This window comes from Rhodococcus sp. JVH1 (assembly GCF_000280725.2).
In the GTDB taxonomy this organism is placed as follows: domain Bacteria; phylum Actinomycetota; class Actinomycetes; order Mycobacteriales; family Mycobacteriaceae; genus Rhodococcus_F; species Rhodococcus_F jostii_A.
Genome location: NZ_CP166289.1, coordinates 3,365,932 through 3,391,618 on the forward strand (window position 1 = coordinate 3,365,932; position 25,687 = coordinate 3,391,618).

19 protein-coding genes and 1 pseudogene are annotated in these 25,687 nt (G+C 67.4%); 11 read left to right on the forward strand and 9 right to left on the reverse strand.

Translation table 11 applies throughout. The features are described 5' to 3' along the window. The first annotated feature begins 168 nt into the window (after window positions 1-168). The 4 genes from leuA to JVH1_RS15355 all read left to right on the forward strand — a co-directional run bounded on the left by leuA (window position 169) and on the right by JVH1_RS15355 (window position 10,345). On the forward strand, window positions 169-1,977 hold the full coding sequence (leuA, locus tag JVH1_RS15340; protein WP_009477279.1) for a 2-isopropylmalate synthase: 1,809 nt from the start codon (window positions 169-171) through the stop codon (window positions 1,975-1,977). Window positions 1,978-2,150: 173 nt separating this feature from the next. Next, window positions 2,151-3,890, forward strand: a complete 1,740-nt coding sequence (gene ctaD / locus JVH1_RS15345; RefSeq protein ID WP_009477278.1) for a cytochrome c oxidase subunit I — start codon at window positions 2,151-2,153, stop codon at window positions 3,888-3,890. Between the two features lie 416 nt (window positions 3,891-4,306). Beyond that, entirely contained in the window at window positions 4,307-9,793 is a 5,487-nt protein-coding gene (locus tag JVH1_RS15350) for a biotin carboxylase N-terminal domain-containing protein (protein ID WP_009477277.1), read from the forward strand. Window positions 9,794-9,964: 171 nt separating this feature from the next. Further along, complete coding sequence (locus JVH1_RS15355; protein ID WP_009477276.1) at window positions 9,965-10,345, forward strand: SHOCT domain-containing protein; 381 nt, start codon at window positions 9,965-9,967, stop codon at window positions 10,343-10,345. Window positions 10,346-10,404: 59 nt separating this feature from the next. On the opposite strand, the gene JVH1_RS15360 is transcribed toward JVH1_RS15355, so the two are convergent. Continuing rightward, window positions 10,405-11,298, reverse strand: a complete 894-nt coding sequence (locus JVH1_RS15360; RefSeq protein ID WP_009477275.1) for a LysR family transcriptional regulator — start codon at window positions 11,296-11,298, stop codon at window positions 10,405-10,407. A 72-nt stretch (window positions 11,299-11,370) separates the two neighbouring features. On the opposite strand from JVH1_RS15360, the gene JVH1_RS15365 reads away from it, so the two are divergent. The 3 genes from JVH1_RS15365 to JVH1_RS15375 are packed head-to-tail and all read left to right on the forward strand — an operon-like array spanning window position 11,371 to window position 14,270. Further along, window positions 11,371-12,288 (forward strand): EamA family transporter, encoded by a 918-nt coding sequence (locus tag JVH1_RS15365; RefSeq protein ID WP_009477274.1) that lies wholly within the window; start codon window positions 11,371-11,373, stop codon window positions 12,286-12,288. Window positions 12,289-12,313: 25 nt separating this feature from the next. Beyond that, window positions 12,314-13,567 carry a MurT ligase domain-containing protein gene (locus JVH1_RS15370; RefSeq protein ID WP_005253380.1) on the forward strand — a complete coding sequence of 418 codons (1,254 nt, stop codon included), beginning with the start codon at window positions 12,314-12,316 and terminating at the stop codon, window positions 13,565-13,567. Then, on the forward strand, window positions 13,560-14,270 hold the full coding sequence (locus JVH1_RS15375; RefSeq protein ID WP_009477273.1) for a type 1 glutamine amidotransferase: 711 nt from the start codon (window positions 13,560-13,562) through the stop codon (window positions 14,268-14,270). The genes JVH1_RS15370 and JVH1_RS15375 overlap by 8 nt, the downstream gene beginning before the upstream one ends. 25 nt (window positions 14,271-14,295) lie before the next feature. Here JVH1_RS15375 and JVH1_RS15380 read toward each other — a convergent pair. Further along, a pseudogene (locus JVH1_RS15380) lies at window positions 14,296-14,508 on the reverse strand (hypothetical protein); the annotation flags it as partial. A 282-nt stretch (window positions 14,509-14,790) separates the two neighbouring features. On the opposite strand from JVH1_RS15380, the gene JVH1_RS15385 reads away from it, so the two are divergent. After that, window positions 14,791-15,237 carry an SRPBCC family protein gene (locus JVH1_RS15385; RefSeq protein WP_009477271.1) on the forward strand — a complete coding sequence of 149 codons (447 nt, stop codon included), beginning with the start codon at window positions 14,791-14,793 and terminating at the stop codon, window positions 15,235-15,237. Further along, window positions 15,234-15,566 carry a metalloregulator ArsR/SmtB family transcription factor gene (locus JVH1_RS15390; RefSeq protein ID WP_005248640.1) on the forward strand — a complete coding sequence of 111 codons (333 nt, stop codon included), beginning with the start codon at window positions 15,234-15,236 and terminating at the stop codon, window positions 15,564-15,566. The genes JVH1_RS15385 and JVH1_RS15390 overlap by 4 nt, the downstream gene beginning before the upstream one ends. A 125-nt stretch (window positions 15,567-15,691) precedes the next feature. Here JVH1_RS15390 and JVH1_RS15395 read toward each other — a convergent pair whose 3' ends face one another. From JVH1_RS15395 to JVH1_RS15415, 5 genes are all read right to left on the reverse strand, one after another. Further along, on the reverse strand, window positions 15,692-17,149 hold the full coding sequence (locus JVH1_RS15395) for an MFS transporter (protein WP_009477270.1): 1,458 nt from the start codon (window positions 17,147-17,149) through the stop codon (window positions 15,692-15,694). A gap of 84 nt (window positions 17,150-17,233) precedes the next feature. Then, the gene (locus tag JVH1_RS15400; RefSeq protein ID WP_005253374.1) at window positions 17,234-17,806 is read right to left on the reverse strand and encodes a TetR family transcriptional regulator; all 573 of its coding nucleotides are present in this window, start codon (window positions 17,804-17,806) and stop codon (window positions 17,234-17,236) included. Further along, window positions 17,803-18,411 (reverse strand): recombination mediator RecR, encoded by a 609-nt coding sequence (recR, locus tag JVH1_RS15405; protein ID WP_005248644.1) that lies wholly within the window; start codon window positions 18,409-18,411, stop codon window positions 17,803-17,805. Before recR ends, JVH1_RS15400 begins: the two co-directional genes overlap by 4 nt. 9 nt (window positions 18,412-18,420) lie before the next feature. Next, window positions 18,421-18,762, reverse strand: a complete 342-nt coding sequence (locus JVH1_RS15410) for a YbaB/EbfC family nucleoid-associated protein (RefSeq protein ID WP_009477269.1) — start codon at window positions 18,760-18,762, stop codon at window positions 18,421-18,423. Window positions 18,763-18,879: 117 nt separating this feature from the next. Next, window positions 18,880-19,314 carry an SRPBCC family protein gene (locus JVH1_RS15415; protein ID WP_005248646.1) on the reverse strand — a complete coding sequence of 145 codons (435 nt, stop codon included), beginning with the start codon at window positions 19,312-19,314 and terminating at the stop codon, window positions 18,880-18,882. A 248-nt stretch (window positions 19,315-19,562) separates the two neighbouring features. Between JVH1_RS15415 and JVH1_RS15420 the strand changes: the two genes are divergently transcribed. Together JVH1_RS15420 and JVH1_RS15425 are read left to right on the forward strand one after the other, a co-directional pair. Beyond that, complete coding sequence (locus JVH1_RS15420) at window positions 19,563-21,014, forward strand: FAD-binding oxidoreductase (protein ID WP_009477268.1); 1,452 nt, start codon at window positions 19,563-19,565, stop codon at window positions 21,012-21,014. Next, the gene (locus tag JVH1_RS15425; RefSeq protein ID WP_009477267.1) at window positions 21,011-22,312 is read left to right on the forward strand and encodes a class I SAM-dependent methyltransferase; all 1,302 of its coding nucleotides are present in this window, start codon (window positions 21,011-21,013) and stop codon (window positions 22,310-22,312) included. The genes JVH1_RS15420 and JVH1_RS15425 overlap by 4 nt, the downstream gene beginning before the upstream one ends. A gap of 26 nt (window positions 22,313-22,338) precedes the next feature. On the opposite strand, the gene JVH1_RS15430 is transcribed toward JVH1_RS15425, so the two are convergent. Both JVH1_RS15430 and JVH1_RS15435 read right to left on the reverse strand, forming a co-directional pair. After that, on the reverse strand, window positions 22,339-23,385 hold the full coding sequence (locus JVH1_RS15430; protein ID WP_043780578.1) for a type IV toxin-antitoxin system AbiEi family antitoxin domain-containing protein: 1,047 nt from the start codon (window positions 23,383-23,385) through the stop codon (window positions 22,339-22,341). Window positions 23,386-23,539: 154 nt separating this feature from the next. Next, window positions 23,540-25,678 carry a 3-hydroxyacyl-CoA dehydrogenase NAD-binding domain-containing protein gene (locus JVH1_RS15435; protein ID WP_009477265.1) on the reverse strand — a complete coding sequence of 713 codons (2,139 nt, stop codon included), beginning with the start codon at window positions 25,676-25,678 and terminating at the stop codon, window positions 23,540-23,542. Between the last annotated feature and the right edge of the window lie 9 nt (window positions 25,679-25,687).

A 25,687-nucleotide genomic window follows, 5' to 3' on the forward strand; every position in this document is an offset into this window, starting at 1 on the left:
GCGAACGATGGTGCCCGGAGTACAGTGCTGAGTATGCAGCGCGCACTCCTCCTTGGTTGCCGCGACGGGGTCTGATCCAGACTGGCTTCCCGTCGCGGGGTTTCTCGTGCGCCGGTCGACACAGCCGTTGGACTCAGAAAGTCCACATCGAATCTGGAGATCAATCCCATGTCCCCCGCTGACGCCTTTACCTCCGGAACGCGCACCATCACGCCGCCTTCCAAGCCTGCTCCCTCCGATCAGCCGGAGTGGAACACGCAGAAGAATTCGTCGATGCCGACGTTCCGCTACCGCTCCTTCTCCGAGGAAGTGGAGCCGGTGTCGCTGCCGGACCGCTCGTGGCCCGACAAGGTCATCGACCGCGCGCCGCAGTGGTGCGCGGTCGACCTCCGTGACGGCAACCAGGCGCTGATCGACCCGATGAGCCCCGCCCGCAAGCGCCGCATGTTCGAACTGCTGGTGCGGATGGGCTACAAGGAGATCGAGGTCGGCTTCCCGTCGGCGAGCCAGACGGACTTCGACTTCGTCCGCGAGATCATCGAAGACGGCGCGATTCCGGACGACGTCACCATCCAGGTACTCACGCAGTCCCGGCCGGAACTGATCAAGCGCACGTTCGAGGCCTGTGAGGGCGCGAACAAGGTGATCGTCCACTTCTACAACTCGACGTCCATCCTGCAGCGCCGGGTGGTGTTCAAGGCCGAGCGTGACGTGATCAAGAAGATCGCGACCGACGCGGCGACCCTGGCCCTCGAAGAGGCGAAGCAGTACCCCGACACGCAGTGGCGCTGGGAGTACTCCCCCGAGTCGTACACCGGCACGGAACTCGAGTACGCCAAGGAGGTGTGCGACGCCGTCACCGAGGTGCTGCAGCCGACGCCGGAGAACCCGGTGATCCTGAACCTGCCCGCCACCGTCGAGATGGCGACGCCCAACGTGTACGCCGACTCCATCGAGTGGATGCACCGCAACCTGGCCCGCCGCGACTCGGTGATCCTGTCGCTGCACCCCCACAACGACCGCGGCACCGGCGTGGCCGCCGCCGAGCTGGGCTACCAGGCCGGCGCCGACCGCATCGAGGGCTGCCTGTTCGGCAACGGTGAGCGCACCGGCAACGTCTGCCTGGTCACGCTCGGACTCAACATGTTCACCAGGGGCGTCGACCCGCAGATCGACTTCTCGAACATCGACGAGATCCGCCGCACCGTCGAGTACTGCAACCAGCTGCCCGTCCACGAGCGTCACCCGTACGGCGGCGACCTCGTGTACACCGCGTTCTCCGGCAGCCACCAGGACGCGATCAACAAGGGTCTCGACGCCATGAAGTTCGACGCCGACTCACAGGACGCGGACGTCGACGACATCCTGTGGGCGGTTCCCTACCTGCCGATCGACCCCAAGGACGTGGGCCGCACCTACGAGGCCGTGATCCGCGTCAACTCGCAGTCCGGCAAGGGCGGCGTCGCGTACATCATGAAGGCCGATCACGGTCTGGTGTTGCCGCGTCGCCTGCAGATCGAGTTCTCGCAGGCCGTCCAGCGGATCACCGACGGCGAGGGCGGCGAGGTGTCGCCAAAGGAGATGTGGGACGTCTTCCACGAGGAGTACCTGGCTCCGATCACGCCGCTCGAGCGGATGAAGCAGAAGGTCACGGCGTCCGAGGAGGACGGCGGCACCGACTCCATCACCGCGACCGTGAAGGTCGACGGCAAGGAGCACGAGATCTCGGGTTCGGGCAACGGCCCGCTCGCCGCGTTCGTTGACGCGCTCGCCACGATCGACTTCGACGTGCGGGTTCTCGACTACTCCGAGCACGCCATGTCGGCCGGTGACGACGCCCAGGCGGCCGCGTACGTCGAGTGCGCGGTGACCGCTCCCGACGGACGGAACACCGTGGTCTGGGGTGTCGGCATCGCGACGTCGATCACCACCGCGTCGCTGCGCGCCGTCGTGTCGGCGGTCAACCGCGCGCACTGACCGCTTCCCGACCCTCGCTGCCGCAGGCGCGCACCACGCGCACCTGCGGCAGCGTCGTTTCCGGCCACGCCGTTTCCAGCCACGGAAAGCGACTCCCTCCGGCCGTCGGGTGACTACCCTGGTAACGGAGTCCACACCGGACCCGAACCGCCTCGGACCCTTCGGGGGGCGTCGTGAATCTGGCATTTCAACAGCATCTTCCGGTCCGTCCGTTTCCGGCCCGGCGCCGCCCCAAGGGCAGCTTCTTCTACAAGATGATCACGACGACGGATCCCAAGGACCTGGGGATTCTGTACCTGATCACGTCGTTCGTCTTCTTCATGGCCGGCGGTCTGATGGCCCTGCTGATCCGCGGCGAGCTCGCCGTCCCGGGTCTGCAGTTCCTGTCGAACGAGCAGTACAACCAGCTGTTCACGATGCACGGCACGATCATGCTGCTGCTGTACGCGACGCCGATCGTGTTCGGGTTCGCCAACTACATCCTGCCGCTGCAGATCGGCGCCCCCGACGTCGCGTTTCCCCGTCTCAACGCGTTCAGTTACTGGGCGTTCCTGTTCGGCGGCACCATCGCGATCGCGGGTTTCATCACCCCCGGCGGTGCCGCGGACTTCGGCTGGACGGCGTACTCGCCGCTGACGAGCGCGCTGCATGCGCCGGGTGTCGGCGCCGATCTGTGGATCATGGGGCTTGCGTTGTCCGGTCTCGGCACCATCCTCGGCGGGGTCAACATGATCACCACCGTCATCTGCCTGCGCGCCCCGGGCATGATCATGTTCCGGATGCCGATCTTCACGTGGAACATCTTCATCACCAGCATCCTGATCCTGGTGGCGTTCCCGATCCTCACCGCAGCGCTGATGGGGCTGTTCGTCGACCGCCACCTGGGCGGCAATCTGTACGACCCGGCCACCGGCGGCGTGCTGCTGTGGCAGCACCTGTTCTGGTTCTTCGGCCATCCGGAGGTGTACATCGTCGCGCTGCCGTTCTTCGGCATCGTGTCGGAGATCTTCCCGGTCTTCAGCCGCAAGCCGCTCTTCGGGTACAGCGGGCTCGTCTACGCGACGATCGCCATCGCGGCCCTGTCGATCGCCGTGTGGGCGCACCATATGTACGCGACGGGCGCGGTGCTGTTGCCGTTCTTCTCGTTCATGACGTTCCTCATCGCGGTGCCCACGGGGGTGAAGATCTTCAACTGGATCGGCACCATGTGGAAAGGGCAGCTGACGTTCGAGACCCCCATGCTGTTCTCGCTCGGCTTCCTCATCACGTTCATCTTCGGCGGTCTCACCGGCGTCATCCTCGCGAGCCCGCCGCTGGACTTCCACGTCACCGACAGCTACTTCGTGATCGCCCACTTCCACTACGTGCTGTTCGGGACGATCGTGTTCGCCACGTACGCCGGCATCTACTTCTGGTTCCCGAAGATGACCGGACGCATGCTCGACGAGCGTCTCGGCAAATGGCATTTCTGGACCACGTTCACCGGTTTCCACGGCACGTTCCTCGTCCAGCACTGGCTCGGCGCCGAGGGGATGCCGCGCCGCTACGCCGACTACCTGCCCTCGGACGGCTTCACCGTCCTCAACTCGGTCTCCACGGTGTTCGCGTTCGTCCTGGGCGCGTCGACCGTGCCGTTCGTCTGGAACGTCTTCAAGAGCTACCGGTACGGCGAGGTGGTCACGGTGGACGATCCGTGGGGGTTCGGCAACTCCCTGGAGTGGGCGACGACGTGCCCGCCGCCGCGGCACAACTTCACCGAACTGCCGCGCATCCGCTCCGAGCGTCCTGCGTTCGAGCTGCACTATCCGCACATGGTCGACCGGATGCACCGCGAGGCACATGTCGGCGTGCGGGGCGCGGTGGCGCACGCGACCGAACCCGCAGGCGCCGACCCGAAGGTGAACCGCCAGTAACTTCCGCGTGAAAGTTCCCTTCCCCGAGAGCTTCTCGAGGAACCGGACGAAAACGACTCTGTGACAACGGGTTGCAGATACACGTCCGGAGGACGCCCAGTTCGCCGGAATTCCGGCCTCATTACTCCGCCGTAGGGTCGACACGCAAGTCATTGAACGCTTGACAAGCAGATCGGGGCCTCACAGAAGTTACGCGCGGGTACATATTTTCGACGTTATGCTCGCATTCCCCGAGCATCGGTCCCGCAATGGCGCAGGTCCGACGATCGCGTTCGGGGCGCCCCTGGAGGTAGTCAAGTGGGTTGTGCAGGGGTGCACGTGTCCGCGAAGGCGGCACCCAGTCCTCGGCGGACATGGCCTTGGCCATCGAAACACTCTGCGGATCAATGAGTTTTACGGAAACGGAGCGATAACAGATGTTCAAGCGAATAGCGATAGTCAACCGCGGCGAGGCGGCAGTCCGCCTGATTCGTGCGGTGCGCGAACTGAACGCCGAGCACAATTACGGCATCCGCACGATCGCACTGCACACCGAGGCGGAACGCCGCGCGATGTTCGTTCGGCAGGCCGACGAGGGTGTGTGCTTGCGCACAGTCAAGACCGGCACCGCCTACCTCGATCACGCCGAACTGGCCCGCGCGCTGCGCGAGAGCAAGGCCGACGCCGTGTGGGTCGGCTGGGGCTTCGTCGCCGAGGATCCCGCGTTCGTGGAGGTCTGCGAGCAGCTCGGCATCACGTTCATCGGCCCGCCCGCCGAATCGATGCGCCTGCTGGGCGACAAGGTGGAGGCCAAGCTCCTCGCCGAGAAGGTGGAGGTCCCGGTCGCACCGTGGAGCGGCGGCCCCGTCGCCACCCGCGCCGACGCCCGCCGTCACGCCCAGGCCATCGGCTACCCGCTCATCATCAAGGCCCGCTCCGGTGGCGGTGGCCGCGGTATCCGCAAGGTGTGGTCGGAGGACGAACTCGAACTCGCGCTCGAGCGCACCCAGGGTGAGGCCCAGCGGTCCTTCGGCGACCCCGTCGTGTTCATCGAACGACTGGTTACCGACGCACGCCACGTCGAGGTACAGGTGATTGCCGACAACTTCGGCAACGTCTGGGCTCCCGGTGTGCGCGACTGCTCCATCCAGCGCAAGAACCAGAAGGTCATCGAGGAGTCCAGCTCGCCGCTCCTCACCACCGAGCAGGCGAACCATCTGCGCACCGTCTCCGCCGAGCTCGTGCGCGCCGCCGGCTACCGCGGCGCCGGCACGGTCGAGTACCTGTACCAGCCCGAGCAGAAGACGTTCACGTTCCTCGAGGTCAACACCCGCCTGCAGGTCGAGCACCCCATCACCGAGGCCACCACGGGCATCGACCTGGTGAAGCTGCAGATCCTCGTCGCCAGCGGTGAGCCGCTGGTCGGCGACTGCCCGCCCGAGTTCGGTCACGCCGTCGAGGCCCGCCTCAACGCGGAGGACGCCGCCAACGGCTTCGCTCCCGCGCCCGGCGCCGTGCAGCTGCTCAAGTTCCCGCTCGGCAGCGGTCTCCGCGTCGACACCGGCATCGCCCAGGGCGACGTCATCCCGCCCGACTACGACTCGATGGTCGCCAAGGTCATCGCCTGGGGTCGCGACCGCTCCGAGGCGCTGGCGCGTCTGCGCACCGCTCTCCGCGAGACCACGGTCGTGCTGCAGGGCGGCACCACCACCAAGTCGTTCCTGCTGGACCTGTTGGACCGCGAAGAGGTCATCTCGGCGTCCGCGGACACCGGCTGGCTGGACCGCACCGACGCAGGCACCTCCAACGTCCCGTCCCGGACCGCGGACGTCGCCCTGATCGCCGCCGCCATCGACGTCTACGACGCCGAGGAGAAGCTCGAGCGTGAGGCGTTCCTGTCGTCCGCTCGCGGTGGACGCCCCCGCGCCGGCCACGCCATCGGCCGCAAGGTGGAGCTCAGCTACCAGGGCCAGGCCTACGGACTCACCGTCACGCAGGTCGGCGCCCACAGCTACCGCGTCGACGGGGACGCCCCCGAGACCGAGGTCGAGGTCGACCGCCTCAGCGAGTTCGAGAGCCGCCTGGTGATCGGCGACCGCCGCCACCACGTCGTCTCGGTCGCAGGCCGCGCCCAGTACCTCGTCGAGGTCGACGGCATCAGCCACCAGATCAGCCAGGACGAGGCCGGCGTCGTCCGCGCACCGGCTCCCGCAGTCGTGGTCGCGGTGCCCGTGTCCGTCGGCGACGAGGTCGAGGTCGGCGCCACGCTGGTCGTCCTTGAGAGCATGAAGATGGAGACCGCGGTCCGCGCCCCCGTCGCAGGCCGGGTGCGGGAAGTTCTCGCCATGGTCAACTCCCAGGTCGACGCCGGAACGGCACTGCTGCGCGTCGAGGAGAGCTCCGAGGAGTCCACCGCTCCGAAGTCGCCGCGCGTCGAGTTCGATCTCGGTGCTCCCGCTTCGCACGGGAACACCCGGGCCGACGCCCTCGAGCAGATCGACGCACTCGCCGCACTGCTCACCGGTTACGACGTCAGCGCGAAGCGGGCCGGAGTGCTCCTCGCCGAGTACGAGAAGCTGCGCGCCGAGATCGCGGGCGACCCGGATCTCGTGCAGGCGGAGCTCGCCCTGCTGAACACGTTCGCGGACATCTGCGAGATCGGACGTAACCGTCCGACCGCCGACGAGGAGGACGGTGACGAGCGCGTCCACAGCCCGCGCGAGCACTTCCACACCTACCTCCACACCCTCGACGTCGAGCTCGAAGGCCTGCCCGAGTCGTTCACGACCCGGCTGTCGCGGGCACTGCGTCACTACGACGTCACCGACCTCGAGCGCACCGCCGAGCTGGAGGAGGCGGTCTACCGCCTGTTCCTCGCGCAGCAGCGCATGGACAACCAGGTTCCCGTCATCGCCGCCCTGCTCGATCGGTGGCTGAACGAAAAGAACGCTCCCGGCCGCGCACCCAGCGGACTCGGTGAGGTCCTGGACCGGCTGATCATCGCCACCCAGGTCCGTTACCCGGTGATCGGCAACGTCGCCCGCAACGTGCGGTTCCGGTTCTTCGACGAGCCGCAGATCCGCAAGGCCCGCGAGCAGGTCTACGACGGTGTCCGCGGCAGCCTCGAGTACCTCGCCGAGCGTCCCGACGCCGTCGACTACCAGGAACGTCTCGAGGCCCTGGTCGCCACCCCGCAGTCGCTGACCGAGCTCCTCGGGCAGCGGATCGCACGCAAGAGCACGACCGTCGGGCCGCTGCTCGAGGTCGTCACCCGTCGCTACTACGACATCCGCACGCTCGAGGACGTCACGTCCTTCGACCGCAACGGACGGCGTTTCGTCACCGGCAACTTCGATCTGCTCGGCGAGCGCCTCAACCTGGTGTCGGCCGTCGCCGAGTACGCCGAACTGCCCGGTGCGCTCGACGAGATCGGTGCCGTCGCCTCGGAGAACCCCGAGAACCTCGTCCTCGACCTCTACCTGTCGTGGACCGCACCGCCCGCCGACCCGAACACCATGTCCGAGGATCTGCGGAAGGCGCTGGCGGCGCTGCCGCTGGCCGCGACCTGCCGCCGGGTCACGGTGTCCGTCTTCGGCGGAACCGACGTGGACGTCCGCAAGTTCACGTACCGCCCGGACGCAGGTGTCCTCGCGGAAGAGAAGCTGATCCGGGACATGCACCCGCTCACCGGCCAGCGACTCGACCTGTGGCGCCTGAAGAACTTCGACGGCACCCGCCTCCCCGCGGTCGCCGACACGTTCCTGTTCAACCTGGTCTCGCGCGACAACCCGACCGACGAACGCCTCATCGCGCTCGCCGAGATCCGCGACATCACGCCGGTCCGCAACGAGGACGGCCAGGTCATCGGCGTTCCCGCCGCGGAACGCGTCCTGCAGTCGTGCCTCGACGGCATCCGCCGGGCGCAGGCCACGCGCGGCAGCAAGCGCAAGCTCGACGCCAACCGCGTCGTGCTGTACGTGTGGCCGAAGATCGACGTTCCGGTCGAGGACCTCGAGGCGTTCGCCCGGGTCGCGGCACCGCTCACCGCGGGCGCCGGACTCGAGGAGATCACCGTGATCGCCCGGCTCCAGGGCGAGCCCGGCACGGAGTCGCGGGAGAAGGCTCTGCGCTTCTCCTACCGCACCGGTGCAGGCGTGGTCGTCAAGGTCACCGAACCGCCGACCGAGCCGCTGCAGCCGCTCGACGCGTACACGCAGAAGGTCCGCAGCTCACGTGCCCGCGGCACCGTCTACCCGTACGAGCTGATCCCACTGCTCACCGGCCGAGACGGCAGCTTCGTCGAGCACGACCTGGACGAGTCGGGCCAGTTGGTTCCCGTCGAGCGTCCGTACGGTCAGAACAAGGCCGGCCTCGTGGTCGGTCTGGTCACCGCCCGCACCGACCGGCATCCCGAGGGAATGACCCGTGTCGCGCTCTTCGGTGACCCGACGAAGGCCCTCGGCACCGTCGCGGAAGCCGAGTGCGCCCGCCTCGTCGCCGGTGTGGATCTGGCCGAAAAGCTGGGTGTCCCGGTCGAGTGGTTCGCGCTGTCGTCCGGCGCGACGATCTCCATGGATAGCGGCACCGAGAACATGGACTGGGTGTCCCGCGGCCTGCGTCGCCTCATCACGTTCACGCAGAACGGTGGCGAGGTCAACGTGATCGTGGCCGGCATCAACGTCGGTGCGCAGCCGTACTGGAACGCCGAAGCCACGATGCTGATGCACACCAAGGGCATCCTTGTCATGACGCCGGACAGCGCCATGGTGCTCACCGGTAAGAACTCGCTCGACTACTCGGGTGGCGTCTCGGCCGAGGACAACTTCGGCATCGGTGGTTACGACCGCGTGATGGGGCCGAACGGTGAGGCGCAGTACTGGGCGCCGAATCTGCCCGCCGCGTGCGAGATCCTGTTCGCGCACTACGACCACGCGTACGTCGTTGCCGGAGAACGCTTCCCGCGCCGGGCGCAGACCAGCGACCCGATCGGGCGCGACGTGCGGTCCTTCCCGCACATCCACCCGTCCAGCGACTTCACCACGGTCGGCGACATCTTCTCCGCGGAGACGAACCCGGAACGCAAGAAGCCGTTCGACATTCGCACGGTGATGCGTTCGCTCGTCGACCAGGACCACGCGGTGCTGGAGCGGTGGGCCGACATGGCGGACGCCGACACGTCCGTCGTGTTCGACGCGCACCTCGGCGGTTACCCGGTGAGCGTCATCGGCATCGAGTCGCGGGCCATCGCCCGTAAGGGATGGTCGCCGGCCAACGGTCCCGACCAGTGGACCGCGGGAACACTGTTCCCGCAGTCGTCGAAGAAGACGGCCCGGGCGATCAACGCCGCCAGCGGCAGCCGTCCGCTCGTGGTGCTGGCCAACCTGTCCGGCTTCGACGGTTCCCCGGACTCGCTGCGGCACATCCAGCTCGAGTACGGCGCCGAGATCGGCCGCGCCATCGTCAACTTCGACGGCCCGATCGTGTTCTGCGTCGTCTCCCGCTACCACGGTGGCGCGTTCGTGGTGTTCTCCGGAGCACTGAACGACAACATGGAGGTGCTGGCGGTCGAGGGTTCGTTCGCGTCGGTCCTCGGTGGTGCCCCCGCCGCGGCCGTGGTGTTCACCCGCGAGGTCAACTCGCGCGTGGCCGCCGACCCGTCGATCCGGGAGCTCGAGGCCAACCTGGCGGGCGCCCAGAACGACGCCCAGCAGGCTCACCTGCGGGTGGAGCTGGCGGCCCAGCAGGCTGCGGTGCGCAACGAGAAGCTCGGTGAGGTCGCGGCCGAGTTCGAGGCCGTGCACAACATCCAGCGGGCACAGCGAGTCGGCTCCGTCGACGCCGTCATCCCGGCCGTCGAGCTGCGTCCGTACATCATCGGCGCGGTCGAGCGCGGCATGCGCCGGGCTGTCGAAGCAGGCAAGTAGTCCCACCCGAACGGCCGCGGCACCTACCGGTGTCGCGGCCGTTCGGCGTTTCCGCCACCGCGGGTGGGGAGTCTGCACCGGCCGCATTTCACCTGTTTCGGATGACGCGGGTGCCCCGGCCCGGTGCGATAGTCAGCGCAGAGTGAATTCGACTGTGAATGGAGCGCTGCAATGGACTCTTTCTGGGACTTTCTCTGGGTGATCATCGTCACCTTCGGCTTCGTGGCCTACCTGATCCTGTTGTTCTCCATCATCACCGACCTGTTCCGCGACCATAAGACGTCGGGCTGGGCGAAGGCCATCTGGATCATCTTCCTGTTCTTCGTCCCCCTGTTGACCGCGCTGGTGTACCTCATCGTCAAGAGCGACGGCATGGCCCAGCGGTCGATGGCGGCCGCGCAGGAGGTGAAGCAGGCCCAGGACAGCTACATCCGTTCCGTGGCAGGCAAGTCCTCGGCCGAGCAGATCGCGGACGCGAAGGCCCTACTCGATGCAGGCACCATCACTCAGCAGGAGTACGAGACGCTGAAGGCGAAGGCGCTGAGCAGCTGAGTTCCCGATCCACAGGAAGGCCCGCCCACCCGGCGGGCCTTCGTCCGTTTCCGGCCCGTTCAGTCCGCGATCCGCGCCGCGACGTCCCGGAACGCCTGCAGCACCGTCGCCACCGCGGGAACGTCGTCGGCGGCCGGCCGCCTGGCCAGCTCGTAGATGCGGGCCGCCCGCACCCCCGCGAGCGGCAACTGGACCACCGAGCGGTTCGTCACCGCATGGCGTGCCAGCAGGGCAACGCCGTGACCACCGGCGACGAGTTCCTCGATGACACGGAAGTGGTTGATGCGCATCACCACATGCGGCTGCACACCGGTCGCGGCGGCCACCGACATCAGCACGTCGTCGACGGGGAACCCGCCGCGCACACTGATCCACCGCTCGTCCGCCAACTGGTCCGGGCGGACCGCATCCTGGCCGGCGAGCGGATGGCCCGGCGGCAGGATGAGGTCGATGGGTTCGCGCATCAGCGGTTCCGCCGTCACCCGCGGCGAGGACGTGTCCGGGGCCCGCTCGTCGCGATGGGTGAGGACCACGTCGTAATCGGCGAGCAGGGTGGGCACCGCGGCGGCGGGCAGGTCCTCGTCGCGCGCCTGCAGATCCACCCCACTGCCCGCGAGCGCGTCCAGCAGTCCGGGCAGCAGCAGCGCGGCACCGGACGGGAACAGCGCCACCCGCACCCGCCCGCGCGGCGAACCACGGTAGGCGCTCATCTCCGCTGTCGCACGGTCCAGGGCGGCCACGACGTCGTCGGCGCGGACGACGAGTGCCTGACCGGCATCCGTGAGCCGCAGCCGGCGTCCGGCGGGTTCGAGCAGGGTCACCCCGGCCTCCCGCGAGAGGATCTTGAGCTGCTGCGACACCGCCGACGGCGTCATCGACAACGCCTGCGCGGTCGCCGCCACCGTCCCACGGTCCGCCAGTTCGCGCAGCACGCGCAACCGGGTCGCATCCATGTAGCAAAACTACATCGATGATGCACTTTAATGCGCTTGTCCTGATCATTTCCGGACCTCACGATGGAATGCATGACCTCCCGCGACCGGCTCCTCGGACTCACCGTCGTCGTCCTGTGGGGGCTCAACTTCCTCGCCATTCGCGCGGGCCTCGATCACTTCCCGCCGTTCTTCTTCGCCGCGCTGCGATTCTTCGTCATCGCGATCCCGGTGATCCTGTTCGTTCCCCGGCCCCAGGTCCCGCTGAAGTGGCTGCTGGTGTACGGCCTCGGGTTCGGCGTCGGCCAGTTCGCCTTCCTGTTCTGGGCCATGCACGTCGGCATGCCCACCGGGCTGGCGTCGCTGGTCCTGCAGTCGTCCGCACCGTTCACCGTGGTCCTCGGCGCGGTCCTGCTGCGGGAGCGCCTGCGGCCGGCACAGGTGTGCGGACTGCTGGTGGCGATGGCCGGAATGGCCCTCATCGGCTGGGACCGCGCCCAGCACGCCGCGCTGCTGCCGGTGGCCCTGACGCTGCTCGCGGGACTGTCGTGGGCGGTGGGCAACATCGGCAACCGCAAGGCCGCGTCGGACCAGCCGATGCGCCTGATGCTGTGGATGTGCGTCATTCCGCCGCTGCCGATGCTGGCGCTGTCGTTCGGCGTGGAGGGCCCGTCCGCGGGCTGGAACTCCCTGACGTCGTCGCTGGAGGGCACCGGCCCGCTCGCGCTCGCGGGCCTCGCCTACATCGTGATTCTCGGCACGGTCGCGGGCTCGGGTCTGTGGACAGCGCTGCTCAGCCGCTACCCCGCCGGGATGGTCGCACCGTTCTCCCTGCTGGTTCCGATCGTCGGGATCGGGGCGTCCTGGCTGGTGCTGCACGAGGAGCCGAGCATGCTGTCGCTGATGGGCGGGGTCGTCGTCATCGCCGGTGCCGCCGCCACCCAGGTGAGTGGCAGAGTGCGTCCGAGCACACTTTCGCACTCACCTGCTCCCGCGCGAGTCGGCGTCTGACCGGACCCTGTGCAAAACTCGCGGAGTGAGTACTGGAACTGGGATCACGACGCGGGGCAAGCTCGCCCTGCGCGCAGCGGCAGCGGCCTCGTGGGCGTCACAGAAGGCGGGCCGGGGCAAGGGCTCGATGATCGGCGGACTGATCGCCCTGAAGATCGACCCGACACTGATGGAGCAGCTCGGCGCAGGCCGGCGCACCGCGGTGATCACCGGCACCAACGGCAAGTCCACCACCACCCGGATGACCGCGGCGGCGCTCTCCACCCTCGGTGAGGTCGCGACGCAGGCGGACGGCGCCAACATGGACGCCGGCATCGTCGCGGCGCTCAGCACCCGCGTCCACGCGCCCCTCGCCGCCCTCGAGGTCGACGAACTCCACGTCCCGCACGTCTCCGACGCCGTCAACCCCGAAGCCCTGGTGCTGCTCAACCTCAGCCGCGACCAGCTCGACCGGGTCGGCGAGATCAACATGATCGAACGCAAACTCCGCGCCTGCGTCGCCGCACACCCGGAGGCCGTCGTGATCGCCAACTGCGACGACGTCCTCGTCACCTCGGTGGCCTACGACGCGAAGAACGTCGTCTGGGTCGCCGCAGGCGGCGGATGGGCCAGCGACGCCGCCAGCTGTCCGCGCACCGGCGAACCCATCGTCTGGGAGGGCTCGCACTGGCGCAGCACCGGTTCCGACTTCGCACGCCCGACCCCCGACTGGTGGCTGGACGACGAAAACCTTTACGGGCCCGACGGTCTGAAGATCCCGATGACCCTCGCCCTGCCCGGGCGGGCCAACCGCGGCAACGCCGCGCAGGCCGTCGCCGCGGCGGTCGCGATGGGCGCGAAGGCGGAGGACGCCGTCGCCGCGGCAGCCACCGTCCAGGAGGTCGCGGGCCGCTACAGCACCGTCGAGGTCGGGTCGCACTCCGTGCACATGCTGCTCGCCAAGAACCCCGCCGGCTGGCAGGAGGCGCTGTCGATGATCGACCCCACCGTCGACGGACTCGTGATCGCCGTCAACGGGCAGGTTCCCGACGGCGAGGACCTGTCCTGGCTGTGGGACGTGCGGTTCGAGCACTTCGAGGGCGTCAAGGTGGTGGCCGCCGGCGAACGCGGCACCGACCTCGCCGTCCGCCTCACGTACGCCGGCGTCGAGCACACGCTCGACCCGAACCCGTTGCGGGCCATCGCGTCCTGCCCACCCGGGCGCGTCGAGGTGCTCGCCAACTACACCGCTTTCCGCGACCTGAACACCGCCATCGCGAAGGAGGCGCGCAATGCCTGACTCGACCGTACGCATCGGCCTGGTGCTGCCCGACGTGATGGGCACCTACGGCGACGGCGGCAACGCCCTGATCCTCCGGCAGCGACTGCGCATGCGCGGATACGACGCGGAGATCGTCGAGATCACGCTGAACGACCCGGTCCCGGAGTCCCTCGACGTGTACACGCTCGGCGGGGCCGAGGACTCGGCGCAGCGCCTCGCCACCCGGCACCTCGCCAAGTACCCCGGACTGCAGAAGGCCGCCGAACGCGGCGCCCCCGTCCTGGCGATCTGCGCCGCGATCCAGGTGCTCGGCAACTGGTACGAGACGTCGAGCGGCGAACGCGTGGAGGGTGTCTCGATGCTCGACGTCACCACGTCCCCGCAGGCGACCCGTTCCATCGGTGAAGTGATCACGACACCACGGATGGACGGGTTGACGCAGCCGCTCACGGGGTTCGAAAACCACCGCGGCGGTACCACACTCGGCGCCGACGCCCGCGGTCTCGCCCGGGTCACGCACGGCGTCGGCAACGGCGTCGGGGACGGACTCGAAGGCGTCGTCCAGGGTTCCGTGATCGGCACGTACATGCACGGACCCGCGCTCGCCCGCAACCCCGAACTCGCCGACCTGCTCCTGAAGCGGGCGCTGGGCGTCGACGAACTCGCGCCGCTCGATCTGCCGGAGGTCGCGCAGTTGCGCCGGGAGCGCCTGCGCGTCTAGGCACGTGAGCGGCAAAGCGTCGTCACCCGTAGACCAGCCGTGGACGGTCGGCCAGCTCCGCCGAGTTGTCGCGGCGACGGTCACGGAAGCGGGACTGTTGCGCGCTGTGATACTGCTGCCCGTCGAGCCGGACGATCAGCGGCACACCCGTGGGGCTGTAATCGACGTCCTCGTACAGAATCCGGCCGTCCACGACGTGCGGCATCTGACGTTTCCCGCCCGGCAGCCCGCACTGACGCCGTGCGCCCGGAGCTGTGCCGCGGTGACGACGCCGTCCTGGGCGTCGAGAAGGGCCTGCCATGAGTCGTGTTCCATGCCCGGAACGGTGTCGGCCCGCCCCGACAGGAACCGCCCCTTCCCACCATTTTTCCACAGCCTGTGGATAACCCCTGTGAGTGCCGATGCGCATCCGGGTACACATCGGCACTCACGCGCCGAGCGCAACCAGAGGGTTGCAGAAAGACAAAAAGAGTGCAACCATGAAGTTGCACATCAACCGTCGTCGAAAAGGTGAACCACCATGGACGCATCGAGCAGCATCACCCGGACCGTCGTCGTGAACGCCCCGAGATCGGCGGTGTGGGCGGCGATCACGGATCCCGACAAGATCAGCCAGTGGTTCGGGCAGCGCACGTCGCTCGACCTCAGCGTCGGCGGCAAGGCCGCCTTCACCTGGGACGAGCACGGCACCGCCCGCGCCGTCGTCACGGAGGTCGACGAGCCGAACACCTTCGGCTTCCGCTGGGCCGCCGACATCGACGCCGACCCGGTGATCGGCAACTCCACCCTGGTGCGGTTCACGCTGTCCGAGCACGCGTCCGGCACCGAACTGACCGTCGTCGAGACCGGATTCGACACCCTCGACCGTGACGTGGCCGACCAGAAGCGGGCCCGCGAGGGCAACGTCCAGGGCTGGCACGCCGAACTCGACGAACTGGTCGCGTACCTGCACGGCGTGAAGGCATGACGGTGGGCACGTACGCCGAACTGGCCTCGGTGTTCGCGGCGCTGTCCGACGAGACCCGCTGGGAGATCCTCACCGAACTCGGGCGGGCCGACCAGTCGGCGTCGTCGCTCGCCACCCGGCTTCCGGTGTCGCGGCAGGCCATCGCGAAGCATCTGAATGCGCTGCAGGCCTGCGGACTGGTGGAGTCGGTGAAGGTGGGCCGCGAGATCCGCTACCGCGCGCTGGGCGCGGAACTCAACAAGACGGCGCGGACGCTGGAACGGATCGGCGCCGAGTGGGACCGCCGGCTGGCCGCCATCAAGCAGATCGCGGAATCGATGGAGGAGTAAAGACCCCAGACAGGGGTTCGGCCGGGAATGCTTCTGCATTCTCGGCCGGATCTCTGCTTCTCGAGTTTTCTCTGCTCACAGGTACATTTCCTCGATCCGCATCACTGACGATACACGCGAGTGATCTACGTCACAAGAGGCTCGATCGGACTTTTCTTCATCCGATCGTGCCCCGGCAGGGCCAGGGAAACTGCGAACACCAGCACCGCCAGCACCGCGCATACCCCGTAGGCGATCGAGAATCCGGCGGCCGAGGCGACACCGCCCACCATGCTCGCCGCCAGGACCGTCGCCACCACCGCGCTGCACATGGTGGTCCCCATCGTCCGCAGCAGCACGTTGACGCCGTTGGCCGCGGCCATCTGCGTGGACGGCACGGCCCGCACGATCAGCATCGGCAGCGTGCTGTACACCAGCGCGGTTCCGACGGCCGCGACCCCGAGCGCGGCGATCACCATCCACAACTCCTTGTGTGGCACCGTGTGCAGCGCGTAGCCGAGGACGAGACAGATCGCGCCCGACAGGATCGTCACCTTCGACCCGTAGCGTTCGGACACCCGGGCCCCGACCTGCGCGAAGACGATCATCGACAGACTCGTCGGCAGCTGACACACCGCGGCCTGGAGAATCGTCATGCCGTAGCCGGAGTCCCCGCGGGGCGCCTGAAGCAGCTGGGTGGTGATGAGGGCGTTTCCGTAGAACGCGAACCCGACGAGCAGCGCCGTGACATGCGGCAGCAGCACCGACCGTCGCGCCGACACCCGCAGGTCCACGAGCGGGTTCCGGTTGCGCAGCTGCTGATGCCCCCACAGCGCGAACAGGAACACCGCGGACGCGAACATGCCCAGCACCGCGGGACTGCCCCAGCCCCACGAGCTGCCCTGGGTGATCGGGACGAGCAGGCAGACGAGGGCCGCGGTGAGACCGACGGCGCCGACGCCGTCGAACCGCCCACCCGACCGCACCTCGGACTCGCGGATGAACAGCACCGCGGCCGTGGTGACGGCGAGTCCGATTCCCGCGATGACCCAGAAGAGGACGTGCCAGTTGGAGTACTCGGCGACAGAGGCCGCGAACGGCAATCCGAGCGCGGTGCCGATCCCGAGGGTCGAGCTCATCATGGCGATGGCGCCGTTGACCTTCTCCCGCGGCAATTCGTCGCGGAGGATCGAGATTCCGACCGGGATGACGGCGGCACCTGCCCCCTGCAGTCCCCGCGCGAAGATCAGGAACGCGATGTCGGACGTCACGGCGCAGATCAACGCTCCGAGCGTCATGAAGACGAAGGCGACGAGAAGCATCCGCTTCTTGCCGAACATGTCGGCGAGCCTGCCGAAGATGGGGGTGACGACCGCGCCGACCAGGAGGGTGGTGGTGATCAGCCAGGACACGGACGTCTGACTCGCGCCGGTGAACGTCGGCATGCTGGGCAGGAGGGGCACCATGACCGTCTGCAGGACGGCCTGGAACACGCCCGCGAATGCGAGAATCGGGAAGAGGTAACGCGATCGGCCGGCAGAGTCCGGCGGTGCGACCGGCTGATCCGCAAGCGCCGACAGTGGGCGCGGCAACGAGATCGTCAAGCGTCACCCCTTGCACAGCTGGTAAATAATTGTTCACCAGATTAGGTGAACAACCATTTACCCCGCAAGCCGGACAATCCGCCCTCAGCCGTCGAGCAACTCCTGCACCAGCGGGGCGTAGTGCGCCACCACCTCTTCCGGGGTGCCCGTCGCGTGCTCCTGCATCATCTTGCGACGCATGACGGCGAGACCCGTCAGCATCGACATCACCAGTTCGGCGCGCAGCCGGGCATTCGGCCCGGGCAGTCGTTCGGCCAGCGCGTCGATCATCTGCGCCGAATAGTTGGCGCGGAGCTTGCGGCTGCTCTCCTCGCTCGGCCCGCTCATGAACAGAATGTTCAACGACAGCGGCTTGTACGGTTCGAGCGGCCGCGCGAACATCGACACCATCCGCTCACCGAGACCGTCCAGCGGACCGCTGAACACGATCTCCGCGGCCGCGCGGAAATCGACGAGCGCGTCGAACAGCTGCTCCTTCGACCCGAAGTACTTGATGATCAGCGGTGCGCTGACCCCGGCGTCCTCGGCGATGTCCTTGAGCGTGATCTCCCGGTACGGACGCGTCGCGAACGCCCGCCCCGCCGCGTCGACGATCAGCGACCGCGACTGCTCGGCCGTCCGCTTCACCGGCGCGGCAGTGCCCGGATCCGACGTCACAGCGTGCGTCTCCCCGACAACGCCCTGCCCAGCGTGAGCTCGTCGGCGAACTCGAGGTCGCCGCCCATCGGCAGACCCGACGCGAGCCGGCTGACCGTCAGCCCGGGGAAGTCCCGCAGCATCCGCACCAGATACGTCGCGGTGGCCTCCCCCTCGGTGTTGGGGTCGGTCGCGATGATCACCTCGGAGACGTCGACGCCGTCCTCCTGATTGCCGATGCGCGCGAGCAACTCCCGGATACGGAGCTGATCGGGGCCCACCCCGGACAGCGGATCCAGCGCGCCGCCCAGAACGTGATAGCGACCCTTGAACTCGCGCGTGCGCTCGACGGCCTGGACGTCCTTCGGCTCCTCGACCACACAGATCACCGTGCGGTCACGGCGCGGATCGGCGCAGATGCGGCAGTGCTCCTTGTCGGAGACCGTGCCGCACACCACGCAGAACTGGACGCCGTCGCGCACCCGCTGCAGCGCATTCTTGAGCCGGTCGATCTCCGGCGGCTCGACGCTGAGCAGGTGGAACGCGATGCGCTGTGCGCTCTTCGGCCCGACGCCGGGCAGCTTGCCGAGCTCGTCGATCAGATCCTGAACCGGACCTTCGTACACGCCGCGCCTCTAGAAACCGGGGAGACCGGGCAGGCCTCCCCCACCGAATCCACCCGCGAGCGGACCGAGCTTCTGCGCCGCGATCTCCTGCGCCTTGTTCGACGCGTCCTCGATCGCACCGATCACGAGGTCCTGCAGAGTCTCCACGTCGTCGGGATCGACGACCTTCGGATCGATCTTCAGACCGACCACTTCACCTGTCCCCTTGACCGTCGCGGTCACGAGTCCGCCACCGGCCTGCCCGGTGACCTCGGCCTCGGCCATCTCCTGCTGGGCGGCCATCAGCTGCTGCTGCATCTGCTGTGCCTGCGCGAGGAGCGCCGACATGTCGGGTTGTCCACCTGGTTGCACTGACGTGGTCCTTTCTGCTGTTTCCCCTGCCAGAGTAGACCGTGACCGTCAGTGCGGTCCGGCACCGACGCCGTCGTGGGACTCACGCCGACGGCGCCGGAGCGAACCTGCGTCGCGTCAGGCGAGTTCGCGCTCGAGGTTCGCCAGCACCTGCCCCTGAATCTTCTTCAGACCCAGCGGCGCGAACGTCTTCTCGAAGAAGCCCCCGATCCCGCCCGCGCCCTTCCACTCGGTGGTCGTGGTGACCGTGGAACCGCTGCCGCTCGGGGCGACGACCCAGGTGGTGACGAGCGACGAGTTCGCGTCCGTCTCCGTGATCGTGTTGCCCGCCACGGTGACCGTGGCCTTGATGTCGCGGGACCGCTTCTCGGTGGCCTTCAACGTCCACTGCGCGACGGTGCCGCCGCCCTGCCCACCCTCGAGGACGCGGTAGTCCAGGTACTGCTCCGAGAGGATGCGCGGACGCACCGTCTCGTAGTCCGTCAAAGCCGCGAGCGCCTTCTCCGGTGTGGCTGCGACGGTGATCGAACTGCTCGCGCTGACCTGGCCCACTGTTCTGACTCCTCTTGTACGATTTGTACGAAACTGCTTCCTCCTCTCATCCTGCCTTCCGTCGGCGAGTCCGGGCGATGACGTGACAATCTATTGTGAGGTAGCTCACTTCGACGTGGTCACGACCCGCACGTTGATGAGACATTTGTGTGAATCTTCGCTCGACCGCACCGATATGCGTGGCCTGAACCCGCGGAGAGGGATAGCGTCAAGGTGTGGCTGCCTCTTCGGTTGAACTACTGAAAAGCATGCGGGAGGGTGGACGCCCCTTCCGTGCGCATCGCACTCTGCCCGTCACCGGGATCGACGCTCACCGCGCCGGCGTCGAACGGCTTCTCGCGTCCTACCGCGCGATTCCCACGGACGCCACCGTGCGACTCGCGAAGAAGACGTCCAACCTGTTCCGGGCACGGGCCCACACCAGCGCGCCCGGCCTCGACGTCTCCGGTCTCGGCGGAGTCATCTCGGTGGACGAGCAGGCCCGCACCGCGGATGTCGCCGGAATGTGCACATACGAAGACCTGGTGGACGCCACCCTGCCGTACGGGCTGGCGCCGCTGGTGGTTCCGCAACTCAAGACCATCACACTCGGCGGCGCGGTCACCGGCCTCGGCATCGAGTCGACGTCGTTCCGCAGCGGGCTCCCCCACGAATCGGTCCTCGAGATCGACGTCCTGACCGGCAACGGCGACATCGTCACCGCGACACCGGAAGGCGAGAACTCCGACCTGTTCTGGGGATTCCCCAACTCCTACGGAACCCTCGGCTACTCCACACGGCTGCGCATCCAACTCGAGCCCATCAAACGGTATGTGGCACTGCGGCATCTGCGTTTCGATTCCCTGGACGAACTGCAGTCGGCGATGGATCGCATCGTCACCGAGCGCATCCACGACGGCATCCCCGTCGACTACCTGGACGGCGTCGTGTTCACCGCATCCGAGAGTTACCTGACGCTGGGCCATCAGACCGACGAGGGCGGCCCCGTCAGTGACTACACCGGGCAGAACATCTTCTACCGGTCCATTCAGCACAGTTCCGTGAACCACCCCAAAACGGACAAACTCACCATCCGAGACTACCTGTGGCGCTGGGACACCGACTGGTTCTGGTGCTCGCGCGCCTTCGGCGCCCAGAACCCCACCATCCGCCGGCTGTGGCCGAAGAGCCTCCTCCGCAGCAGCTTCTACTGGAAGCTCATCGCCCTCGACCACAAGTACGACATCGGCGACCGACTCGAGAAGCGCAAGGGCAACCCGCCGCGCGAACGCGTCGTGCAGGACGTCGAAGTGCCCATCGACCGCACCGCGGACTTCGTCCGATGGTTCCTCGACGAGATCCCGATCGAACCGCTGTGGCTGTGCCCGTTGCGGTTGCGGGAACCCGCCCCCGCCGGCGCGTCCTCGCAACGCCCCTGGCCCCTGTACCCCCTCGAACCGAAACGCACATACGTGAACATCGGATTCTGGTCGTCGGTGCCCATCGTTCCGGGCCGACCCGAGGGGGCGGCGAATCGGCTGATCGAAGACAAGGTCAGCGACTTCGACGGACACAAGTCCCTCTACTCCGATTCGTACTATTCACGGGAAGACTTCGAACGCCTCTACTACGGCGGCGATCGATACACGGAACTGAAAAAACGCTACGACCCGAAATCACGATTACTGGACCTTTTCTCCAAGGCGGTGCAACGTCGATGACAACTCTGAAAGCTTCACGCTCCCAAGATCACAAGCTGACCATCGCAGAGATACTCGAAACTCTGTCCGACGGTATGCTCCCCCTACGGTTCTCCGCCTACGACGGCAGCGCCGCCGGCCCGGAGGACGCCCCGTACGGTCTCCACCTCAAGACGACCCGGGGCACCACCTACCTGGCGACCGCCCCCGGCGACCTCGGCATGGCCCGGGCCTACGTGTCCGGCGACCTCGAGGCCCGCGGCGTCCACCCCGGTGACCCCTACGAGATCCTCCGTGTCATGGGCGACGAGCTGCACTTCCGTCGCCCGTCCGCGCTCACGCTCGCCGCGATCACGCGCTCGCTCGGCTGGGATCTGCTGCGCCCCATCGCCCCTCCCCCGCAGGAGCATCTCCCGCGGTGGCGTCGAGTCGCGGAAGGGTTGCGGCACTCCAAGTCCCGCGACGCCGAGGTCATTCACCACCACTACGACGTCTCGAACACCTTCTACGAGTACGTCCTCGGCCCGTCCATGACCTACACGTGTGCGTGCTACGAGAACACCGAGCAGACCCTCGAAGAAGCACAGGAGAACAAGTACCGCCTCGTCTTCGAGAAGCTCGGTCTCCAGCCCGGCGACCGACTGCTCGACATCGGTTGCGGCTGGGGATCGATGGTCCGGTACGCCGCCCGCCGCGGCGTCAAGGTCATCGGCGCCACCCTGTCCCGCGAACAAGCCGAATGGGCGCAGAAGGCCATCGCCGAAGAAGGACTGTCCGACCTCGCCGAGGTCCGGTTCTCCGACTACCGCGACGTCCCCGAGACCGGATTCGACGCCATCTCGTCGATCGGCCTGACCGAGCACATCGGTGTCGGTAACTACCCCGCCTACTTCGGACTGCTGCAGAGCAAACTCCGCGAGGGCGGCCGGCTGCTGAACCACTGCATCACCCGACCCGACAACCAGAGTCAGGCGCGCGCAGGCGGATTCATCGACCGGTACGTCTTCCCCGACGGCGAACTCACCGGCTCCGGACGCATCATCACCGAGATCCAGAACGTTGGACTCGAGGTGCGTCACGAGGAGAACCTGCGCGAACACTACGCACTCACCCTCGCCGGATGGTGCCAGAACCTCGTCGACAACTGGGACGCCTGCGTCGCCGAAGTCGGCGAAGGCACCGCACGCGTCTGGGGCCTCTACATGGCCGGGTCGCGGCTGGGCTTCGAACGCAACGTCGTTCAGCTGCACCAGGTCCTCGCCGTCAAGCTCGGCCCCAAGGGCGAGGCGCACGTCCCGCTGCGTCCGTGGTGGAAGTAATACGCGGCTCCGCCGCCCGTGAGTGGTTAAGGAGTCTCTGCACTCCTTAACCACTCACAGGCCCGGCAGGGGTTGTCGCCGGGTCTCACCCACCCCTCCCGCACCAGGACGGTCTCCACTTCGCGGGCCACCACACACGGGTTCTTCGTCACCTCGTCGAATCCGTAGACCAGTCGAGGCCGCCCCTGCAGTTCCGCGGCATTGTCGCGTCGTCGGTCCCGGAACGCGACCTCCGCCATGGCGTGCGCGCGGCGTCCGTCGAGTCGCACGATGAGCGGCACACCGTGGTCGGAGTAGTCGCAGTCCTCGAAGAGGGTGCGCCCGTCCACGACCACGGGTGACTGCCGCCGCGCCCGCGGAAGCCCGTGCGCGTCCTCGACGTCGGTGGCGTAGCGGTACTCGAGCACCGATTGGACGCCGTCGGCGAGCAGTCGTACCGCATCCACGAGCGCCTTGCCGTACCGACGTGGTCGTCGCTCCTCCATGCGTCGCCGGATGTCGCGCAGCGGGATCCGGGCATTGGTCACGAGGACGAGCCGGGTGTACGCGTCCCGGACCGTGGGCTCGGCGACAGCTACATCCAGAGCCGTATCCGCCCTTGCCGTCCGGGGTTGGTCCGTGTCGACGGCAATGTAATCGTGGGCCCTCGACCGGTGCACGACAACTCCCGGATGCACGACAGTTCCTTCCCGGTGGCACAGACTGACCGAAGCGAGGCCCGCACCGACAACGGTCGGAGGCTGGGTGATGGCCGATCGTCCATAAGGAACGGTGATGTGCACGGGGCGTGCGGGATCGACGCGAATCATCTGCCATTCCTCGGCGGCCGTGTGGTGGCTGAGGACTGCGCCCTTGCCCCCGAAAAGCAGCGCGGCTTCCAGCGACATCTCGCGTGTGATCGGTCCGTTGCTCACCGAATAGACACCGTGGAGCACTGCTTGCCACCGACCGGATTCGACGCGGTGCCGGACCCTGCTGCGGGGAAACCCGAGGGCGTGGAGTTGCGTGTGGCTGATCAGGCCGAACTGCGCGTCGGCGACGTCTTTCAGGGCGGCGAATTGCGTAGAGGTCATACCGGGCACGGTCACCGAGACCCCCGACGGCTCTCGGTGTCGCACCTGGGGAAATGAATTGCCCTGTGGATAACCCACAGGTTGGGGATAACTCAGCCCGTGCGTGGTTAACGAGTCCAGAGACTCCTTAACCACGCACGGGCGGCGGAGCCGCCTACTTCAGCGAGGCCGGCGGGGTGAAGCGCTCACCGTACTTGGCGGCGAGTTCTTCAGCGCGCTTGACGAAGCCGGCCTGGCCGCCTTCGTAGCCCTGGATGTACTGCGACACACCGCCGGTCCAGGCGGGGTAGCCGATACCCATGATGGAGCCGATGTTGGCGTCGGCGGTGGTGAGGAGCACGCCTTCGTCGAAGCATTTCTGCGTTTCGATGGCCTCGATGAACAGCATGCGCTCGATGAGGTCCTGGAACGGGACCTCGAGTTCCTTGGAACCGAAGTTCTCCCGCAGCCCGGGCCACAGGCCGGTGCGCTTGCCGTCGGCGTAGTCGTAGAAACCGGCGCCGCCGAGTTTGCCCTTGCGGTCGAACTTGTCGACCATCGTGTTGATGACGTCGCCTGCCGGATCGGCGGGCAGTTCCTTGCCTTCGGCCTTCGCAGCTTCCGCGGTTTCCTTGCGGATCTTCTGCATCAGCGTGAGGTTCAGTTCGTCGGACAGCTGCAGCGGTGCCGCCGGGTAGCCGGCCTGCATGCCTGCCTGCTCGATGGTGGCGGGCTCGATGCCCTCCGCCAGCATGGCGATGGCCTCGTTGATGAAGGTGCCGATGACGCGGGAGGTGAAGAAGCCGCGCGAGTCGTTGACGACGATCGGTGTCTTGCGGATGGCCTGCACGTAGTCGAAGACGCGCGCGAGGGCTTCGTCGGACGTCTTCTCGCCGCGGATGATCTCGACGAGCGGCATCTTGTCGACGGGCGAGAAGAAGTGGATTCCGATGAAGTCCTCTTGACGCTTCACACCCGTCGCCAGCCCGGTGATCGGCAGGGTCGACGTGTTCGAGCCGAGCAGGGCCGTCGGCTCGACGATGTCCTCGATCTCCTGGAACACCTTGTGCTTCAGGTCCTGCGACTCGAACACGGCCTCGATGACGAAGTCGACACCGGCGAAGTCGGCGGGGTCGGCGGTCGGCGTGATGCGGTCGAGCAGCGTCTTCGACTTCTCCTCGGTGGTCTTGCCACGCGAGAGCGCCTTGGCCTCGATGCCCTCGGAGTACGCCTTGCCCTTGTTGGCTGCGTCGATGGTGACGTCCTTGAGGACGACGTCGAAGCCGGCCTTCGCGGACACGTAGGCGATGCCCGCGCCCATCATTCCGGCACCGAGCACACCGACCTTGGTGATCGGTGTCTTCTCGATGCCCTCGGGGCGGGAGGCCCCGGAGTTGATGGCCTGCAGGTCGAAGAAGAACGCCTGGATCATGTTCTTCGCGACCTGGCCGGTGACCAGCGACGTGAAGTAGCGGGCCTCGATGAGGAGCGCGTTGTCGATATCGACCTGCGAACCTTCGACGGCGGCGGCCATGATGGCCCGCGGTGCCGGCATGGGAGCACCCTTGAGCTGCTTGCGCAGGTTCGCGGGGAACGCGGGCAGGTTGGCTGCGAATGCCGGGGTGGACGGGGTGCCGCCGGGGATCCGGTAGCCCTTCTTGTCCCACGGCTGGACGCCGCCCTCGGGGTTGGCCTTGATCCACGCCTTCGCGGCGGGAACCAGCTCCTCGACCGAGGACACGACCTCGTCGATCAGTCCGACCTCCTTGGCCTGCACCGGTCCACGCTGCTGACCCTGGAGCAGCACCTGCATGAGCGCGTTCTGCAGGCCGAGCATGCGGACGGTGCGCACGACGCCGCCGCCACCGGGCAGCAGGCCGAGGGTGACCTCGGGCAGGCCGATCTTGACGCCCTTCACGTCCGCGGCGACGCGGTGATGCGTGGCCAGGGCGATCTCGAGTCCGCCACCGAGCGCGGCACCGTTGATGGCGGCAACGACGGGCTTGCCGAGCGTCTCGAGGCGGCGCAGGTCCGACTTGATCGCGACGCTGTGGCTGTAGATCTCGTCGGCGTTCTCCGGTCCGACCTTGATCATGTTCTTCAGGTCGCCGCCGGCGAAGAACGTCTTCTTGCCGGACGTGATGACGACACCGGTGATGGAGTCCTTCTCGTCGACGAGGCGGTCGACGGTCGCCTTCATCGAGGAGATGTAGGCGTCGTTCATGGTGTTCGCGCCCTGGTTGGGATCGTCGATGGTGAGCACGACGATGCCGTCGGCGTCCTGCTCCCAGTTGATGATGTTCTGCTCGCTCACTGCTTCAAG

Coding starts and splice junctions, on each gene's coding strand:
- leuA (WP_009477279.1), top strand. CDS start 169: ATGTCCCCCGCTGACGCCTTTACCTCCGGAACGCGCACCATCACGCCG.
- JVH1_RS15350 (WP_009477277.1), top strand. CDS start 4,307: ATGTTCAAGCGAATAGCGATAGTCAACCGCGGCGAGGCGGCAGTCCGC.
- JVH1_RS15355 (WP_009477276.1), top strand. CDS start 9,965: ATGGACTCTTTCTGGGACTTTCTCTGGGTGATCATCGTCACCTTCGGC.
- JVH1_RS15360 (WP_009477275.1), bottom strand. CDS start 11,298: ATGGATGCGACCCGGTTGCGCGTGCTGCGCGAACTGGCGGACCGTGGG.
- JVH1_RS15365 (WP_009477274.1), top strand. CDS start 11,371: ATGACCTCCCGCGACCGGCTCCTCGGACTCACCGTCGTCGTCCTGTGG.
- JVH1_RS15375 (WP_009477273.1), top strand. CDS start 13,560: ATGCCTGACTCGACCGTACGCATCGGCCTGGTGCTGCCCGACGTGATG.
- JVH1_RS15385 (WP_009477271.1), top strand. CDS start 14,791: ATGGACGCATCGAGCAGCATCACCCGGACCGTCGTCGTGAACGCCCCG.
- JVH1_RS15390 (WP_005248640.1), top strand. CDS start 15,234: ATGACGGTGGGCACGTACGCCGAACTGGCCTCGGTGTTCGCGGCGCTG.
- JVH1_RS15420 (WP_009477268.1), top strand. CDS start 19,563: ATGCGGGAGGGTGGACGCCCCTTCCGTGCGCATCGCACTCTGCCCGTC.
- JVH1_RS15425 (WP_009477267.1), top strand. CDS start 21,011: ATGACAACTCTGAAAGCTTCACGCTCCCAAGATCACAAGCTGACCATC.
- JVH1_RS15430 (WP_043780578.1), bottom strand. CDS start 23,385: ATGACCTCTACGCAATTCGCCGCCCTGAAAGACGTCGCCGACGCGCAG.